Annotated in this window: 15 protein-coding genes, 1 tRNA gene and 1 pseudogene; 8 read left to right on the top strand and 9 right to left on the bottom strand. The window is 37.9% G+C overall.

Annotation, left to right across the window (positions count from 1 at the left end):
• Positions 1-199: 199 nt before the first annotated feature.
• The 7 genes from Q1553_RS04640 to purD form a co-directional block, all read right to left on the bottom strand.
• Positions 200-283 (bottom strand) — tRNA-Leu (locus Q1553_RS04640).
• A 37-nt stretch (positions 284-320) separates the two neighbouring features.
• A complete protein-coding gene (locus Q1553_RS04635) occupies positions 321-626 on the bottom strand; it encodes a F0F1 ATP synthase subunit C (RefSeq protein WP_026943810.1) in 306 nt (101 codons plus the stop codon).
• 104 nt (positions 627-730) lie between these two features.
• Entirely contained in the window at positions 731-2,929 is a 2,199-nt protein-coding gene (locus Q1553_RS04630; RefSeq protein ID WP_297571117.1) for a polyribonucleotide nucleotidyltransferase, read from the bottom strand.
• 15 nt (positions 2,930-2,944) lie between these two features.
• Complete coding sequence (locus tag Q1553_RS04625) at positions 2,945-3,670, bottom strand: phosphoribosyltransferase family protein (protein ID WP_245944207.1); 726 nt, start codon at positions 3,668-3,670, stop codon at positions 2,945-2,947.
• A gap of 9 nt (positions 3,671-3,679) precedes the next feature.
• On the bottom strand, positions 3,680-5,815 hold the full coding sequence (lptD, locus tag Q1553_RS04620) for an LPS assembly protein LptD (RefSeq protein ID WP_297571114.1): 2,136 nt from the start codon (positions 5,813-5,815) through the stop codon (positions 3,680-3,682).
• On the bottom strand, positions 5,808-6,278 hold the full coding sequence (locus Q1553_RS04615; protein WP_115551302.1) for an RDD family protein: 471 nt from the start codon (positions 6,276-6,278) through the stop codon (positions 5,808-5,810). Before Q1553_RS04615 ends, lptD begins: the two co-directional genes overlap by 8 nt.
• 3 nt (positions 6,279-6,281) lie before the next feature.
• Positions 6,282-7,538: a phosphoribosylamine--glycine ligase gene (gene purD, locus Q1553_RS04610; RefSeq protein WP_297571112.1), complete on the bottom strand. Its 1,257-nt coding sequence runs from the start codon at positions 7,536-7,538 to the stop codon at positions 6,282-6,284.
• Positions 7,539-7,944: 406 nt separating this feature from the next.
• Here purD and Q1553_RS04605 point away from each other — a divergent pair, with 406 nt between their 5' ends.
• Together Q1553_RS04605 and gltX are read left to right on the top strand one after the other, a co-directional pair.
• Positions 7,945-8,448, top strand: coding sequence for a c-type cytochrome (locus tag Q1553_RS04605; protein WP_115551304.1), 504 nt, complete (start codon positions 7,945-7,947; stop codon positions 8,446-8,448).
• 121 nt (positions 8,449-8,569) lie between these two features.
• Positions 8,570-9,976 carry a glutamate--tRNA ligase gene (gene gltX, locus Q1553_RS04600; protein ID WP_115551305.1) on the top strand — a complete coding sequence of 469 codons (1,407 nt, stop codon included), beginning with the start codon at positions 8,570-8,572 and terminating at the stop codon, positions 9,974-9,976.
• A 117-nt stretch (positions 9,977-10,093) separates the two neighbouring features.
• On the opposite strand, the gene Q1553_RS04595 is transcribed toward gltX, so the two are convergent.
• Positions 10,094-11,122, bottom strand: coding sequence for an RluA family pseudouridine synthase (locus Q1553_RS04595; protein WP_115551306.1), 1,029 nt, complete (start codon positions 11,120-11,122; stop codon positions 10,094-10,096).
• A gap of 149 nt (positions 11,123-11,271) precedes the next feature.
• Here Q1553_RS04595 and Q1553_RS04590 point away from each other — a divergent pair, with 149 nt between their 5' ends.
• The 6 genes from Q1553_RS04590 to pseF all read left to right on the top strand — a co-directional run bounded on the left by Q1553_RS04590 (position 11,272) and on the right by pseF (position 16,793).
• Entirely contained in the window at positions 11,272-11,757 is a 486-nt protein-coding gene (locus Q1553_RS04590; protein WP_220271598.1) for an EcoRV family type II restriction endonuclease, read from the top strand.
• Positions 11,758-11,783: 26 nt separating this feature from the next.
• Positions 11,784-12,269, top strand: a complete 486-nt coding sequence (locus Q1553_RS04585; RefSeq protein WP_300668534.1) for a DNA adenine methylase — start codon at positions 11,784-11,786, stop codon at positions 12,267-12,269.
• Positions 12,270-12,449: 180 nt separating this feature from the next.
• Positions 12,450-13,778, top strand: a complete 1,329-nt coding sequence (gene purB, locus Q1553_RS04580; protein ID WP_297599789.1) for an adenylosuccinate lyase — start codon at positions 12,450-12,452, stop codon at positions 13,776-13,778.
• Positions 13,779-13,943: 165 nt separating this feature from the next.
• Positions 13,944-14,930, top strand: coding sequence for a UDP-N-acetylglucosamine 4,6-dehydratase (inverting) (pseB, locus tag Q1553_RS04575; protein ID WP_115551309.1), 987 nt, complete (start codon positions 13,944-13,946; stop codon positions 14,928-14,930).
• Positions 14,927-16,087: a UDP-4-amino-4,6-dideoxy-N-acetyl-beta-L-altrosamine transaminase gene (gene pseC / locus Q1553_RS04570; protein ID WP_297571101.1), complete on the top strand. Its 1,161-nt coding sequence runs from the start codon at positions 14,927-14,929 to the stop codon at positions 16,085-16,087. The genes pseB and pseC overlap by 4 nt, the downstream gene beginning before the upstream one ends.
• 1 nt (position 16,088) lies before the next feature.
• Complete coding sequence (gene pseF, locus Q1553_RS04565; RefSeq protein WP_297599783.1) at positions 16,089-16,793, top strand: pseudaminic acid cytidylyltransferase; 705 nt, start codon at positions 16,089-16,091, stop codon at positions 16,791-16,793.
• A 13-nt stretch (positions 16,794-16,806) separates the two neighbouring features.
• On the opposite strand, the pseudogene Q1553_RS04560 reads toward pseF, so the two are convergent.
• Positions 16,807-17,259: pseudogene (locus Q1553_RS04560) on the bottom strand (LTA synthase family protein); the annotation flags it as partial.

Raw genomic sequence — 17,259 nt, 5'->3', positions numbered from 1 at the left:
CCAATAACAAATCCGCACAATCATATAAAAAACTAATGCGCGTTTGATGAGGAAGTGTCGCTAGCATCTTTTTGCTTTCTTTTGTTTTTTGTAATTGTTCTTGTAAAGACATCGTTGCTCTTTGTATTAAAATAACTAAAATCTTAGCATAAATGTTTGAATAAAAATAAAAAAATCGTTTAAAAAATGAGAGAAAAAATGGTGCGCTGAGCGAGACTTGAACTCGCATGGGTCTCCCCGCCACCCCCTCAAGATGGTGTGTCTACCATTCCACCACCAGCGCACAACCTTAGGGAATCCCTAAGGAAAAAGCTATAAGATTAGCCTAAGAATGGGTTTGCATAAAGTAGAATCAATGCAACAACAAGAGTATAGATAACTTGTGCTTCAATCATCGCAAGTGCAATAAACATCGTTGTCATCAATTTACCACCAACACCGGGATTTCTAGCCATACCAGAAATTGTTGCAGCTGCTGTGCTACCCATACCAATTGCACCACCAAGTGCCGCGATACCCAAACCTACGCCTGCTGCAATTGCAGAATAAGACAATAACATTTCGTTACCTTCCGCAGCAAACGCTACACCAGCTAATGCAAAAAACACTAAAAGTAATTTTTTCATTTGTTCTCCTTAAAATTTCAAAGTCCGTTCGGATTCATTCCCCTACTTATCACTTTGTAGGGCAAAATTATAACGCGTTTAGCTAAATTTTTGTTTAATTTAAGCTATTCCACAAGCCCTAATTCTACTTTGTTTTTATTAAGCGATAGCACTTCTACACGCACTTCATCGCCCTCTTTTAAGTAATCGCTAATCCGTTCATTTCTGTTGTTGGTTACCTTAGAAACATGTAACAATCCATCGTAATTATGAGGCAACTCTACAAACGCGCCAAATTCTACAACTTTTTTTACTTTACCTGTGTAAATATCACCCACTTGGTACAATTCATAAAGATTTGGTTTATTTTCTTTGGTATTTGCAATATTCAAAATATGCTCTTTTGCCGCATTCACTTTTTGCTTATTTCCCCCACTCACTTTCACTTCGCCATTATCACGATTCAAGTCAATCGCGACTTCAAATTTTTCAATAATTTCTTTAATCGTTTTGCCTGCTTGTCCAATCACTTCTACAATCTTGCTAGGGTGAATCGCAAAGATTTGTGAGCTAGGCAGAGATTCTGTATTTAAGACAATCTTTTCTTTTGCCTCTTCCATTAATCCCAAAATTTGCAAACGCGCCTCTTTAGCTTGAAAAAGCGCGTTTTTTAGTATTTCCGTTCTTAAACCCCCTAGCTTAATGTCCATTTGTAGTGCAGTGATTCCATTTGTACTTCCGGCAACTTTGAAATCCATATCGCCATCGTGGTCTTCTAAGCCCATAATATCTGTTAAAATCGCATATTTTTCCCCCTCACATACAAGTCCCATAGCAACTCCTGCAATCAAAGAAGTGCATTCAATATCCGCAGCTGCCAACGCTAAAGAGCCACCGCACACTGTTGCCATAGAAGAAGAACCATTGGATTCTAAAATTTCAGAGACTAAACGAATCGTTTTAGAATCCCTATTAATCAAACTGCACTCTAGTGCGCGTTTTGCAAGATTTCCGTGTCCTAACTCTCGCCTGCTTGTCGCACCAATGCTACTTGCTTCCCCGACGCTAAAGGGTGGAAAATTATAATGCACCATAAAACGTTCCTTAGAGGTTGCCTTTTCTGTAAGTAATTCATAATTTTGTGCGTCCATCTCCCCTCCAAGAGTGCAAACCACAAGTGCCTGCGTCTGTCCTCGTGTAAAAAGTGCGCTTGAATGCGCTTTAGGCAAGAAATTTGTTTCAATGCTGATAGGACGAACCTCCTTTAAGCACCTGCCGTCCGCGCGTTTGCCCTCCTCTAATATCATTTGTCGGATAAGCGTGCGCTTTACTTTAGTGAGCGTTTCATTGACACGCTCTTCTAGTGATTCTATATCGTCTGAACTCTGTGTCTTCCAAGATTCCATAATTTCCTTAGCAAAGGCTTTTAAGCGGCTATTGCGTTCTGTTTTGGACAACGACTCAATCACTTTGCGTAAAGGTTCTAAATAATTTTGACAAATAAAATTTTCAATTCTTTCACAAACAAAGCTCTTTCTAGCTCTTTCTAGCTTTAGAGGCGACTTGACAAAAGGCGCGAAAGATTCCTTGATGAGCCGACTTTTAAGAGCAATCTGCGTACGCGCCAATTCTAAAGCCTCTATGAGTTTGTCCTCCTCTAATTCATTTGCGCTAAAGGAAGTGATTTCCTCCTCTTTTAAGGTTGTCATTAGGCTAAGAGGATTGCTAGAGGATTTTACCTTTACACCGCCAAAAGTGCGCATTTCAATCATTAACAAATCCTCATTCACACCGCTGACTAGCAAATCCAAAGTGCTTTGCTCCTGCTCATTTGGAGTTGGATTAATCACAAATTCCTCTGCAATTCTACCAATCCGCACACCATTAACAGGAAAATGAAGCGGAATCTCGGAAACATACAAAGCCGCACTCGCAGCATTCAAAGCCAAAATTTGTAAATCACCATCACTCTCTGCGCTTAATACCATAATGGTAATTTGTGTAGGATAACAATAATCTTTTGGAAACAATGGGCGCAAACTGCGGTCTATAATTCTAGCTGTAAGAGTTTCGAAATCACTAGGCTTTGCTTCTCGTTTGACATAGCCACCCGGAAATTTTCCTGCAGCATAGGATTTTTCAATATATTGCACGGTTAAAGGCAAGAAATCCTCCTCTACCACGCAATTCTCATCAATTACCACCGTAGCTAGTAAAACATTATTGCCATTTTTATAATACACACTTCCGTTAGTTTGTTTAGCAAATTTATCAAAAATATATTCTTCTTCTTTATTCAAAAACATTAGTTTTGCTTCGTCCATTCTTCCTCCTTGAACTTATGGTTGTATATTGTTAAAAATTTCTTCAATGACTGAAGATTCTATTGCAGGATACTCTTTATAATAATATCCAATATCTACAAAATTTTTAGACCGATAAAGGCAAAAAATTCCGTCGGTTGCTTCGTCCATCACTTCTGCCACTTCAATGGGCGCAACAGGACAAGCAAAATGCACGGTTTTTGCTTGTAAGGTAATCACGGATTTAATAGATGCTAATGCAGTTAAACCACTATCAATCCCTTCATCTACAAGCAAAACGCGTTTGCCCTTAAGAGAAATTAAGGGGTTACCTTTGCGGTATTGATAAATGAGAGGCAACATTTTATCCTCGTATTGTCGTTGCACTTCGCCATAAATATAATCTAGGCTAATTTCAAAAGAGCGCACTAAAGCTTCGTTTATCACAACATCGTGCGTTTCAGTCGCCATTGCAATTTCACATTCTGGATTATTTGGTGCTAAAATTGGCGAAGTAAAGAGAAAAGCAAGCGGTGCTTTAATCATCTGTGCCAAACGATGCGCAAAAAGCACTCCTGCAAAAGAAATCCCCACAACAACGCAATCTTGCTTTTCAAAAAAACTCAAGGGCATATTATGCAGTAGTTTTTGCAATGCGTCATTGCGATTTTCAAAGAGAGTCTTTCGTCGCATAGAGTGCATTGTATTACCGATAAAATTGCCTCCAATCGTGCTAATAATTTCGCTATTTAAATTTCCCATATACTTGTCCTAATTGCCTACTTTTACATCACTGCTTAATAAAGGAATAAATTTAATTGTAAATAACACATATTTATCGTCTTTTGCTTCTGTTCCGTGCGTAGTCAGCATTGGATAGATTTCACTTACATATTTAAGCCCAAAAGAAAAACAACGGATAGAAGTTTCAAAGCCGACTTGCCAAGTCTTAAAGTAACGTTCCTTATAATCATAGCCCGCACTTGCAAAAATGTCAATGGATTCAAACTCTTTCTCAAATCCTGCCATTAGGTAATTTGCCTCGCCAAATCTCCCACGATTCCAATCAATATCTGCAAAAGATTGACGGAAAAAATGTCCAAAACTTGCATTCAAATACTCGCCGTCATAACGCACTTGATGTGTGGCTTCAGAAATCTTTGCCTTTTGATGTGAATAAAAAATGCTACTCAAAAAACTCCATTGATAATCATAAAAGTATTGAATCTCGTTTTCAAACTCTCCCATTTTGTGATTATCCTCCAAATAAAAAGGCTGCTTGAAGCGATGAGACAAAAAAAGTGTATCACTAGAATCATAAAAGTATTGAGAGCCACCAAACCGCAACTCTTGTCTATGACCGGGCAATGTAAAAAAGTCTTGAAAATCACCTTTTTCTCTATCAAAGCCGGGCAAAATATAAGAGGATTCCAAACTAATTGTATGCCCAAAGTCTTCATATTGCTTCACTAAATCAGAATTGACTTTGAATTGATAATATTGCGAATAGTAACGTCCGTCTTCTAATTTTTTTTGTTTTGTGTTGCTGTAGTTAATTTGTGTGGCATAAAAAATGGGTGAAGCCGAGAGATTGACAAAGTCATTCAAAAAACTTTGTGTATAGAGGATAGGGAGATGTGCTTCTTGCTGCACTGCACGATAACCCTTAGGACGCGTCCAGTTTTTGGCTTGATAGTCAAAACTATAGTATAAATTATCCAAAAACAAAGAATCCATTTGGCGATGGTATTGCACCTGTGGCAAAGTTTGTAGAGTCTCCGCATTGCTTGTTTTTTCTAAATCCGAATAATAGCGTCCATAAATACCCAAATAATCATTTTCACTTTTTAAAAAATAATTCAAACGGGAAGTCAAAAGACTGCCTTGTAAATCTGCACGTTCCCTCGTGTCTCTATCTGTTAGACGAAAATAATCAATATCAGAAATTTGCGAAATATCCGCATAGATTCCATCTTCATAAAAATAATTTTGTGATTTTGTTAGCAAATCTTTACGCTCGTATTTGAGTTGAAATCCAAAATGAGCCTGATTTTCTAAATCATAAGTTCTCTGATAGCTATCTGTATCGCCAAAATAACCAAAATTTGCCCATAACATTTCGTCCCTATCGTCTATGATTCTAAATTCATTATAGAATCCCGCACCCCTCTTTGTCCGAATTTGGGGAGCAAATGTCATATCCCACTCCTCTTGTGGAGCAATAAAAATGGGTTGGGAATATAAAAAACCATCGTCTTTTGAGTTTCCAATTTCAGGATAAAGCAAACCGCTTTTGCGCTTGTAGCCCAAAGAAAAAGAAAGATAAGGGAAATAAAGCACCGGCATATCATAAATGCAAAGACGAGGATTCCAAACGCTCAACCATTCTTCATTGACATCATATTGACTTTTACTTGCTTTTAATTGCCAAATTGGATTATTCACACTACAAGTTGAAATCGTTGTATCCTCTGTCTGATAAACATTCTTATCATATTGCGCACTTTTTGCATCTACCCATAAACCACTCATAGAATCCTGCAAATAAAAAGGCTCTAAAAAGGAATAGTCTTGCTGCATTTTAATCTTAATCTTTTGAGCTTTCAGATAAAGTGCATTTCCTTTATAAGCATTCACATTGCCACTTAGTGTGATTTCCCCGCTTTGTGTATCATAAGTCGCTTCATTGGCAGTTACAAAATAGTCTAAGTTAATCACCGTGGCATGCCCCTTGCCAATCACTTGAGATTGACTATATTCCATATCGTCAGCCAAAAACTCAAAAATAGCTTCTTGTTGGGAATTAAACTGCTTGATAGAGGGACGTGCTTGTAAAAAATTTGGGACAAACAATGCAAAAGCCGCTACGCTTGATACAATTCCAAAGACTTTAGACAATTTAAGCATTATAGGGCTTTAGCTCCACAACGAGTGTATTGGCTGCTATATCGTGCAAGCCTCTTTTTAGAGGATTAGCAAAAATATAAAAGAAGGGCAAATACATCAGAAATTCATTCAATGTGCGCAAAAGTGAGCGCAAAAACGCTTGCCAAAAACTAGGATTATCCAACAACCCTAACTCTATCACGCGAATCTTCACGACAATTTTTCCAATCGTCGCTCCATAAAACTGCACAAAAAGCCAATGATATAAAATGCGGATTCCATAAAGAATCGCCCAAGAGCTAGAAACAATCGCCAACATTGCTTCTACATCGCCCGTATTTTGCATAATGCTATCCCAATAAATCCCAATGATTACCATACTTAAAAGTAAATCATCAATCAAATGTGCCACGATTCGCTTCCAATAAGGAGCAACTTCAATTTCTTCACGTGCTAAAATTTCTTCAATCTTATTGGTATTCATTGCCTACCTCAAAGCTTGATAGGCAATATCTTTGCGATATTGCATTCCTTCAAAATTAACAGATTCCACTTGTGCATAAGCATTTTTAAGTGCCTCTTGCACATTATCGCCCTTACCCACACATACAAGCACACGTCCTCCGGTTGCGAACAAATCCTCTCCCTCTTTGCTCACTCCTGCAAAGCTAATATGGGATTGCGTATTATCCAAAGAACGAATCACAATTTTTGCTTTGGGAGAACTTTTGTAAGGATAGTCCTTAGAAGCAACCACAACTCCTACACATACTTTGGACTCTAACTCAAATTGCACATTTTTCAAATCCCCTCTAGCGCACGCTAAGAAACAATCCAACAAACCATTTTTAAAAAGCGGCATTAACACTTCGCATTCTGGGTCGCCAAAGCGAACATTAAACTCTAGCAAATAGGGCTTACCTTGAACAACCATAATCCCACAAAATAAAGCTCCATTAAAAGGATTTCCATCCTCTGCCATACCTTTAAGTGTCGGCACAATAATTGTGGATTTGACTTCTTCAAGGATTTGCGCATTTGCCAAAGGAGCAGGAGCATAAGCCCCCATTCCTCCTGTATTTGGACCTTTGTCTTTGTCCAAAAGTCGCTTATGGTCTTGCGCAGCAGGCAATACAATGAAATCCTTTCCATCGCACATTGCAAAAACTGACAATTCAAATCCGTCTAAAAATTCCTCAATCACAATTGTTTTACCCGAATCCCCAAAACTCTTTCCGTCTAACATTTCCTTCGCTGCTATTTTTGCCTCCTCGTGGCTTTGGGCTATAATGACGCCTTTGCCCGCACACAAACCATCAGCTTTTACGACAATAGGCAAACTCAAAGCGTCAATAAATCTGCAAGATTCTACATAGTCTTGCGTTTGAATAAAACGTGCTGTCGGGATTCCATATTTTTGCGCAAACTTTTTCATATAAGCCTTCGAACCCTCCAAACGCGCGGCTTTTGCGCTTGGACCAAAGACAAGGATTCCATTTGCCCGCAAAGAATCCGCTAAACCATCTACCAATGGTGCTTCGGGACCTATAATCACAAGTCCGATTCTTTGTATCAATGCAAAATCTATAAATTCTTGTTGATTTGCAAAATCAATATTTTTGCCAAGTTTGCTTGTTGCACCATTGCCCGGATAAAAATAAATCCCGTCTATTCTGCATTCCTTTTGCAATGCAAGCCCAATTGAATATTCACGCCCGCCGCTACCCACAATAACAATTTCCATATTTTACAACCTTAAAATTTTTGTTTTTAAAACTTTCAAGATTTTTTAAAAGAAAAACTTTCAAAACAAAAATATTATTCTCTATTTTTTACAAGACCCAAGCAAGCGTTACTTATTTGTCTAGCCCAAAAATAGGCAACGATTCTAGCCATAAGCAACTTATTAGGCGGCAGATTCTCGTCTCAACTTAAGAGACTCAAACGAAAACACCATCACACAAAGCCAACTATACAACCAGCAATACTTAAATTATGTTGGACTCCAAAATTAAAGAAATGCGCTTTGCTTAGGCAAAAGGAATTATAAACTATCCTAGCTAAAGTGGCTTTTAACTTTAAACCAAAAATTAATAAAGTTTAGGCAAAATTGCGCAATTTAAATTCAAAAATAACAAGGAATCCCAAAAATGAAAAAAATTTTATCAGCTTTTGTTTGTGCCGCAGTTTTAAGCAGCACACTTCCTGCAAATGAATGCGTCTGTTTTGAACTCAAAGGTGAATTTGGGGAAGAAATCAAAGCCATTTTGCAAAAATATTCCAAAAATTTAGGCTCAAAAGACATTAAAGTCGTGCGTGAAGACGCGGATTTGACACTTCAAGAACGAAATTTTTTAGATAGTCTCTTAGGCACAGGTTCCGTAGCAAGCACGGCTAAAACAGCAGATTTAGAAAAAGGCAAAAAACTCTATGAACGTGATTGTGCAAATTGTCATGGGCAAAAAGGTGAAATTGCTGTAGCAAGCAAGCCCGCAATTAATACTTGGAAAGCAAGTGAAATTGCAAGTGAAATTAAAACCTACCAAAATCAAAGCTTTGAAGGACAATCTCGTTTTATCAAAAACCAAGTAGCGCAACGTTATACCAGACGCGATATGGACGATATTGGTGCATATATTGAAACACTAAAGTAAAGGACATTAAAGTTTAAAAAATAATGTGAAATTCCTCTACTTTGAGTAAGAATTTTTAAGCAAAAATTTCAGCAATCTTAAGTTAAGATTCTGCAAATTACATAAAATTTTAAGGAATAATATGAGCAAAATTGTAACAAGATTTGCACCTTCTCCTACGGGTTATTTACATATCGGTGGCTTACGCACCGCACTTTTTAACTATCTTTATGCAAGGGCAAATGGTGGAAAATTTTTATTACGCATTGAAGATACGGATTTAGCACGCAACTCAATAGATGCCAAAGAAGCAATTTTGCAGGCATTTGCTTGGGTTGGAATGGATTATGATGGCGAAGTTGTCTATCAAAGTCAAAGATTCTCGCTCTATCAAGAATACATTGACCGCTTATTAAAAGAAGGAAAAGCATATTATTGCTATATGCAAAAAGAGGAATTAGACAAGAATCGCAAAGAGGCGGAAGCCAAAGGGCAAGTGTGGAAATACGACAACCGCTATCGTGATTTTACAGACACGCCACCTGCTGGAGTAAAACCTGTTGTGCGAATTAAAGCACCCACAGAGGGGGAAATCTGCTTCCTTGATGGCGTCAAAGGTGAAATCAGAATTGCGGCAAAAGAATTGGACGATTTCATCATTGCACGCAGTGATGGCACACCCACTTACAACTTCGTCGTAACGATTGATGACGCGCTTATGGGGGTAACAGATGTGATTCGTGGCGATGACCATTTAAGTAACACACCCAAACAAATCATTCTTTACCAAGCATTAAGTTTTGTGATTCCGCGATTTTATCATGTGCCAATGATTCTCAATCCTCAAGGGCAAAAACTTAGCAAACGCGATGGTGCAATGAGTGTTATGGAATACAAAACTCTAGGTTTCCTGCCCCAAGCCTTATTGAATTTTCTTGTACGTTTAGGTTGGAGTCACAAAGACCAAGAAATTTTTTCTATGCAAGAAATGTTAGATTTCTTTAATCCCAATAGCTTAAATAGTGCTCCCTCTGCCTACAATAAAGAAAAGCTTTTGTGGCTAAACGCACACTATTTACACAAACTAGATTGCAAACAAATCAATACATTATTGCCTTTTTATGGCGCAGAGATTCCAAATCAACGCGCACAAGAGATTCTGTATCCCGAAATTAAAGAACGTTCTAAAACACTATTGGAATTTGTTGAAATCCTAAAAACTTGTTTGACTTCTGTCGTAACTTATGACGAAAAAATGCTCCAAAAAGTCAAGAATGAGGAGAATATTCACTTGTTAAAAGAATTTATGATTTATTTGCAATCCCTAAAAACACCTTTTGAAAATGTGCAAGAAGCAGAACAAGAAATTGCGACTTTCGCAGATTTTCAAGGAATCAAGGCAAAAAGCTTTTTTATGCCTTTACGCTTTGCTCTGCTTGGCTCACCCGGTGGCGTTGGAATCGCGCCCTTGATGAGCGCATTAGGAGCTGAAGTGGTCATAGAAAGAATCAAGCAAGCATTAGAAATTTTAAGCAAAAGCGATTCTTAAAACCAAAAATCCCTTGTGCAAAAAGATTAAAAGAGCAATCTTTTAAATCTGGATTCTATCTGCCTTTTTGTTGGGCAGTTGCACAAGCATTTTATGGATAGAATCCAAATCAAAATTTCAAGAAAATGGAATCTCAAAAGTTTTGCTACTTTGAAAATCATAGGTTTTACCTTCAAAGTTAAATTTCAAATGATAAGCGTGCAACATCAAGCGCGTTGCCCCAAAGTAAATCTCTCGCCTCCTATTGCTCAAGCCATATAAAGAATCACGGGAAAGATTTTGTGATTTTGCGGGGATAAATTCCGCGTCTAAATATTCCCGACTATGCACATCTAACGCTCCATAGAGAGGGTCTCCCAAAATCGGAAAACCAAGCGCATACAAATGCAAGCGAATCTGATGTGTGCGCCCGCTTTTTGGACGCACTTTTAACAAAGTGCATGGCACAGTTTGCAAGTTAGAATCTCCACCAAAAGATTTTTGCAAGCAAAAATCCAACACTCCTAACATTTCAAATTCGCTTTTTGCCTCCCTAAAGGATAGTGATTCCGCTTCACTCTGCCCTAAAAACTTAGAACGTACGCACAAATCCCCGCCTTTTGGTTGTGTTGCAAGCGGCAAAGAGAGGCAAAAATCTCTCCCCCTCCAATTACTTTTACTCAAATCCCCACGCACAAGAGCTAGATATTCTTTTGTAATGTGATGATTTGCAAACATTGCACCGAGCTTTGTAATACTGCGTGAATGCTTACCTACAAGCACAAGCCCGCTAGTCTCCTTGTCAATACGATGAACCAAGCTAGCCTCCTCCCCATAAAGAGAGCGCACCTCATCAACAAAGCTATGGTGTGCAAATCTCCCTTTAGGGTGAATGAGCATTTTAGCTGGCTTCTCAAAAAGCGCAAAATGTTCATTCTCATAAAGTGGCTTTAAGCCGACAGAATCAGCTTCAAATATGAGAATACAAACACTTTTTTCCAATATCTTGGCTTTTTCATTATTCTTTAGAGGTTTGCCCTCATAAATCACTTTGCCTTTATTAATATATCTTTGCGATTGTGCCATATTTAAATGCAAACATTGCATTAAGAATTGATGAGCTTTCATTGGTTTTGGAATAGGAAATTCTTTTAAAACAAAGGGCATTTTGTAACTTTTAAGTAGGATTGTGTTAGGATATTTTAACATAAATTGAGAGATTTAATTTCTTATATAGAAAAGCGACACAAAAATGCAAAATATCCTACAAAGGCAAGGCGAACAAGCTACAAACTACCGATAATCAAGGAACAAAAATGAATAAGCAAGAGTTTATACAGAACTTTAGAAATTTTCTTGATACCCTACAAGATAAAATCTGCGAAGACTCTAAATGGAAAATTAAAGGTTTTACTCTAGGTTCACACGGAGAATATTTTAAAAATAGAGAATCTAACAAGAATATCCAATTCCCTTATAATCAATATCAAGGACATTTTTGCTTGGGTGTAATTTATGATAGAATAATGATTGATGAACTCACGCGTTATGGAATTGATGATTTAAAAAAAATTCCGTCTGTGATACAAAATCTCACTTTATTTTTTGTAGAGAAATATAAAATAGCTAGCGATTCTAGTGGTAGTGGTAATACTGCAAATATACGTAGCATTAAAAATATTGATGATATTATCAATGAGAGAGGTGTATTTGCAAATCTTGGTGAGGAAATTTTTGATGATTATTGGATAAATTATGGGCAAATCAATATTACAGATTCTAAAGAAAATAACAAAACTTAAAGAGTATTTAATATATAGGGATAGAAATGAAAATTAAGATTCCACCACTTAAAATTCAAGGCATCAAAAGTAAGCTAGTCTGCTCCATTAAAAGCACAATGAAGTGGGATAATCAAGGAATCTACTTGGAGCCATTTATGAGCAGCGGTGTTGTAGGCTTTAATATCGCACCTAATGGAGACTTTATTTATTGCGACCCACCTTATATTGATAGGCATTGTGATTATTTTAATGCTTGGAATGAAACGAAAGAAAAAGAACTTTATGAAATTTTATCTAGCACAAAGGCAAAGTTTATACTCTCAACTTGGCATAGTAACCGATATAGAGAAAATAAGTATATAATAACATTATGGAATAGATTTTATAATGACATTATTGAGCATTTTTATCATTTGGGTGCAAGTGAAAACAATAGAAACGCAATCAAAGAAGCATTAATAAAAAACTATGTTGTGGATACAAATTTTATACCAAGTAATCCTGCAAGACAAAAATCTTTATTTGGATAAACAATGCACACTAGACTCTATAAATCACTGCATTCGGTTGGCAAAGGTAGGGCAGTTAAGATTTTATTCGCAAATGGCTTCAATAAAAATATGTATAGAGTGCATAACAAGAAGCAAAAAGATAAGTAATGCTTTATGGAATCTCAAATTACAAACTTTAATTTACTTTAAGGAGAAAATATGGTAGAACGATATGCAAGAGAAGAGATGAAAGGGCTTTGGGATTTAAATGCGAAATATTCTGCTTGGCTAGAAGTAGAAAAGGCATTGGTAAGAGGGTGGAATAAACTTGGGTTAATTCCTAATAGTGATTGCGAAAAAATCTGCAAAAATGCAAAATTTGATATTGCGAGAATTGACGAAATTGAAGCAGTTACAAAACACGATTTAATTGCTTTTACAACGAGTGTGGCGGAATCTTTGGGTGAGGAATCACGTTGGTTTCATTATGGTATCACCTCTAGTGATTGTATTGATACTGCTGTGGCACTTCAAATGCGAGATTCCTTAAAAATCATTATAGAAGATGTCAAGCATTTATGCGAAGTGATTAAAAAAAGAGCACTAGGACACAAGGAAACCTTAATGGTGGGACGCTCTCACGGAATCCACGGCGAACCCATTACTTTTGGGCTTGTTTGTGCGATTTGGTATGATGAAATCAAGAGACATTTGAGAGCCTTAGAAGCCACCTTAGAAGTGATTTCAGTGGGGCAACTAAGCGGTGCGATGGGAAATCTCGCACATACACCTATGGAGCTAGAAGAACTTGTCTGCGAGGATTTAGGGCTAAAAGCCGCACCCGCTAGCAATCAAGTAATTCAAAGAGATCGCTATGCAAGACTTATTAGTGATTTAGCGCTTCTTGCAAGCAGTTGCGAAAAAATCGCCATAGAGATTCGGCATTTACAACGTACCGAAGTCTATGAGGCAGAGGAATATTTTTCACAAGGACAGAAAGGGAGTAGTGCAATGCCACATAAGCGGAATCCCGTGTTGAGCGAAAATATTACCGGGCTTTGTCGTATAATTCGCTCTTTTGCGATTCCAGCTATGGAAAATGTTGCGTTGTGGCACGAGCGAGACATTAGCCACTCTAGTGTGGAGCGGTTTATTTTACCTGATTCTTTTATCACCACAGATTTTATGCTTCATCGCCTAAGCGACTTGCTTGAGAAGCTTGTCGTCTATCCTAAAAATATGATGAAAAACCTCAATTTAACAGGTGGGCTTGTCTTTTCACAACGCATTTTACTAGAACTTCCCAAAAAGGGCGTCAGTCGTGAAAATGCCTATAAGATCGTGCAACGCAATGCAATGAAAGTATGGACAGATTTGCAAGAGGGCAAAGCCGCTCTTAACAACAAAGGAGAATCTCTTTATTTGCAATATTTATTGTCCGATTCCGAATTGGTTGGGTTAATTGGAGAAAACGCCATCAAAGAATGTTTTGAATTTAGCTATTACACCAAAAATGTAGAGGCAATTTTCAAGCGCGTGTTTGGATAGCCTAACACCTCACAAAGCCTTATTTAGAGGATATTTCAGCCCGTTCTTATCCTTGCAAGCCGATTTGTCGGCGTGGCAATCTACAATATTGAATCCCACAATAAAAACAATGAAATATCAGATTTTATAGTATAATTAAACCCTATTTTTTACATAAGGTGCAAAATGTTCAATGATAAAAGTATTCTAATCACCGGTGGCACAGGGAGTTTTGGTAAATGCTATACCAAAACACTCCTAGAGCGATACAAGCCCAAAAAAATTGTCATTTTCTCCCGTGATGAGTTGAAACAATTTGAAATGGCACAAACCTATAACGCCTCTTGTATGCGATATTTTTTAGGTGATGTGCGTGATGAAAGCAGACTCAAAGAAGCGACCATTGGAATTGATTACATTATCCACGCCGCAGCACTCAAACAAGTTCCAGCCGCAGAATACAATCCAACAGAATGCATTAAAACAAATATTTATGGCGCGCAAAACGTCATCAATGCAGCCCTTAGCAATGGAATCTCAAAAGTCATTGCACTTTCCACCGATAAAGCGGCAAATCCTATCAATCTCTATGGGGCGACAAAATTGGCAAGTGATAAGCTTTTTGTCGCGGCAAACAATATTGCCGGAATGCGCAAAACTCGCTTTTCTGTCGTGCGTTATGGTAATGTTATTGGCTCACGTGGCTCTGTCGTGCCATTTTTTCAAAAGCTCATTTGTGAGGGAGCAAAAGAGTTACCTATTACAGACCCAGAAATGACACGCTTTATGATTACTTTGCAACAAGGAGTGGATTTTGTTTTGAAAAACTTTGAAAGAATGAAAGGTGGGGAAACTTTTGTCCCTAAAATTCCATCAATGAAAATAACCGAAGTGGCGAAAGCTCTAGCTCCAAACTTACCTCATAAAATCGTCGGAATCCGACCGGGTGAAAAAATCCACGAAACGATGTGTCCGAGTGATGATAGCCATATTACCTATGAATTTAACGACTATTATGTCATTGCGCCTACAATTCAGTTTAGCTTCATTACCGACTTTAGCACCAATGTGTTAGGTGAGAGTGGAAAGCTTGTGCCACGCGGATTTTCTTATGATTCTGGCACAAATAAACAATGGTTAAGTTGTGAGGAATTTTTGGAGTTGCTACAATGATTCCTTATGGCAAACAAGAAATTACAGAATCAGATATTAATGCGGTAATAGACGCTCTCAAATCCCCCTTGATTACGCAAGGACCAAAAGCACAAGAGTTTGAAGAAAAGATAGCGAGTAAAGTGGGTGCGCAATTTGGTGTGAGTTTCAATAGTGCAACAAGCGCGCTCCATTGCGCCGCTCTTGCTTTGGGGCTTGGCAAAGGAGACTTTTTATGGACGACACCCAATAGTTTTGTTGCGAGTGCAAATTGTGGAATCTACTGCGGTGCAAAAGTAGATTTTGTAGATATTGATGCACAAACCTACAATTTAGACACAAAAGCGTTAGAGAAAAAACTCAAAAATACTCCCAAACGCAAATTACCGAAAGTGCTTGTAGCCGTGCATTTTGCCGGACAAAGCTGCGAGATGAAAGAAATTTATCGCTTAAGTCAAATCTACCGCTTCAAAATCATAGAAGACGCTTCACACGCACTTGGTGGAAGCTATTGTAAAATTCCTATTGGAAGTTGTAAATGGAGTGATATTACGATTTTTAGCTTCCACCCTGTTAAAATCATTACTTGCGCAGAGGGTGGAATCGCCACGACAAACAATGAAAAATACGCAAGCAAAATGCAAATATTCAAAAGCCACGGAATCACAAAAGACACAAAAAGATTCAAAGGTAAAAATGCTGGGGCTTGGTATTATGAGCAACAATTTTTGGGCTTTAATTATCGCTTAAGTGAATTACACGCAGCACTTGGAATCTCGCAATTAACGCGACTAGAAGAATATGTACGCGTGCGCAACGCACTAGTAAAAACCTACAACGAAAATTTAAGCAATTTGGAGCTGATTTTGCCCTATGTTGCACCTTATAATTACAGTGCATTCCACTTGTATGTGATTTTACTCACCAAAAAAAGCGGAATCAAACGCAAAGAATTATTTGGCAAATTACAGGCAGCTGGAATCGGTGCGCAAGTGCATTATATCCCAATTCACTTGCAACCCTTTTATGCACGATTTGGTTTCAAAAAAGGAGACTTTAAAAAGGCAGAATCCTACTATCAAAACGCCATTAGTCTGCCACTTTTCCCAACTTTAAGCGAACAGGAGCAGCAAAAAGTGATTGCGATTCTACAAGAATCTGTGCGCAAAAAGGACTAAAATGGAATCTTGTGTGTGCGTAATCCCCGCACGCGGTGGGAGTAAGCGAATTAAAAGAAAGAATCTCAAAAATTTTTGTGGCAAACCCATTTTGTCTTATAGTCTGCAAAATGCGCAAAAAAGCGGAATCTTTGATAAAATTCTTGTTTCAAGTGATGATGAGGAGATTTTAGAATTTGCCAAAAGTTTTGGAGTTAGCGCATTGAGGCGTCCAGAGGACTTAAGCACAGATTATAGCAGCACAAGAGAGGTGATTTTGCACGCAATAGAATCCCTTGAAATGCAAGAAGTAGAATCGCAAGATTTATGGATATGCTGCCTCTATGCAACTGCACCTTTGCTAGATTCTAAGACACTTACAGAATCTTTTTTGCAAGCGAAAACCTACGCGTCCTCTTGTTATTGTTTTGGTGCAGTGGAGTATGATTACTCGCCTTATCGCGCCTTTAACATTATAGAAAATCACAATAAAATGCTTTTTAAAGAGCATTTTTCTAAACGTTCGCAAGATTTAGAGAAAATCTACCACGACGCAGGGCAATTTTATTTCGCACGCTCAAGTGTATGGCGCAATCGTGAAAATATTTTTGAGGATTCTGTGAGTATTGTGCTACCCCCTATGCGTGTGCAAGATATTGACACACTAGAGGATTGGGAGCTTGCGGAGCTTAAATTCAAGCTTTTAGCCACTTCTTGTAGGAAATAGGTTAGGCGAGATTCTATTGCGCAAGATTGAGAAGCCTGTAACGCAGTTGCAATTCTAAAAATTCTTGATAAATCTTGTGGAATCCCAAATGCTCCTCATCAAGAGCAAAGTTTTCTTCTGTGCTAAGCAAACTTTGATTATCTTTATACTTATATCCAAGATTGGAGCTACGCGGATAAATCCCCTCATTGTCAATCCATACTTCCGTATTAAAGCCAAATGCAAATTTATCATTCTCTTGCGTCTCTAGCAAATTGCGTCCGCCAAGATGTAAGAATCTTGTTTCGCTCAAAGTCAAGGCATAGAGTGTGGGGAATATATCCTTATGCGAGCCAATCCGAGTTTTGTCATAGACTATTTCTCCTTGATAAGCTTTTGGAACATAAAGATAAAAGGGCACGCCATAAGCTAAGGCTTTTTCTGTATTAAAATCCATTGCCACTCCCCTTACTCTATGGTCTCCTGT

It is taken from the genome of Helicobacter sp. UBA3407 (genome assembly GCF_949747025.1).
In the GTDB taxonomy this organism is placed as follows: domain Bacteria; phylum Campylobacterota; class Campylobacteria; order Campylobacterales; family Helicobacteraceae; genus Helicobacter_D; species Helicobacter_D ganmani.
Note: the sequence above shows the minus strand (reverse complement) of the source record. Positions and strands in the feature narration are given on the sequence as shown.

Coding starts and splice junctions, on each gene's coding strand:
- Q1553_RS04635 (WP_026943810.1), bottom strand. CDS start 626: ATGAAAAAATTACTTTTAGTGTTTTTTGCATTAGCTGGTGTAGCGTTT.
- Q1553_RS04630 (WP_297571117.1), bottom strand. CDS start 2,929: ATGGACGAAGCAAAACTAATGTTTTTGAATAAAGAAGAAGAATATATT.
- Q1553_RS04625 (WP_245944207.1), bottom strand. CDS start 3,670: ATGGGAAATTTAAATAGCGAAATTATTAGCACGATTGGAGGCAATTTT.
- lptD (WP_297571114.1), bottom strand. CDS start 5,815: ATGCTTAAATTGTCTAAAGTCTTTGGAATTGTATCAAGCGTAGCGGCT.
- Q1553_RS04615 (WP_115551302.1), bottom strand. CDS start 6,278: ATGAATACCAATAAGATTGAAGAAATTTTAGCACGTGAAGAAATTGAA.
- purD (WP_297571112.1), bottom strand. CDS start 7,538: ATGGAAATTGTTATTGTGGGTAGCGGCGGGCGTGAATATTCAATTGGG.
- Q1553_RS04605 (WP_115551304.1), top strand. CDS start 7,945: ATGAAAAAAATTTTATCAGCTTTTGTTTGTGCCGCAGTTTTAAGCAGC.
- gltX (WP_115551305.1), top strand. CDS start 8,570: ATGAGCAAAATTGTAACAAGATTTGCACCTTCTCCTACGGGTTATTTA.
- Q1553_RS04595 (WP_115551306.1), bottom strand. CDS start 11,122: ATGCCCTTTGTTTTAAAAGAATTTCCTATTCCAAAACCAATGAAAGCT.
- Q1553_RS04590 (WP_220271598.1), top strand. CDS start 11,272: ATGAATAAGCAAGAGTTTATACAGAACTTTAGAAATTTTCTTGATACC.
- Q1553_RS04585 (WP_300668534.1), top strand. CDS start 11,784: ATGAAAATTAAGATTCCACCACTTAAAATTCAAGGCATCAAAAGTAAG.
- purB (WP_297599789.1), top strand. CDS start 12,450: ATGGTAGAACGATATGCAAGAGAAGAGATGAAAGGGCTTTGGGATTTA.
- pseB (WP_115551309.1), top strand. CDS start 13,944: ATGTTCAATGATAAAAGTATTCTAATCACCGGTGGCACAGGGAGTTTT.
- pseC (WP_297571101.1), top strand. CDS start 14,927: ATGATTCCTTATGGCAAACAAGAAATTACAGAATCAGATATTAATGCG.
- pseF (WP_297599783.1), top strand. CDS start 16,089: ATGGAATCTTGTGTGTGCGTAATCCCCGCACGCGGTGGGAGTAAGCGA.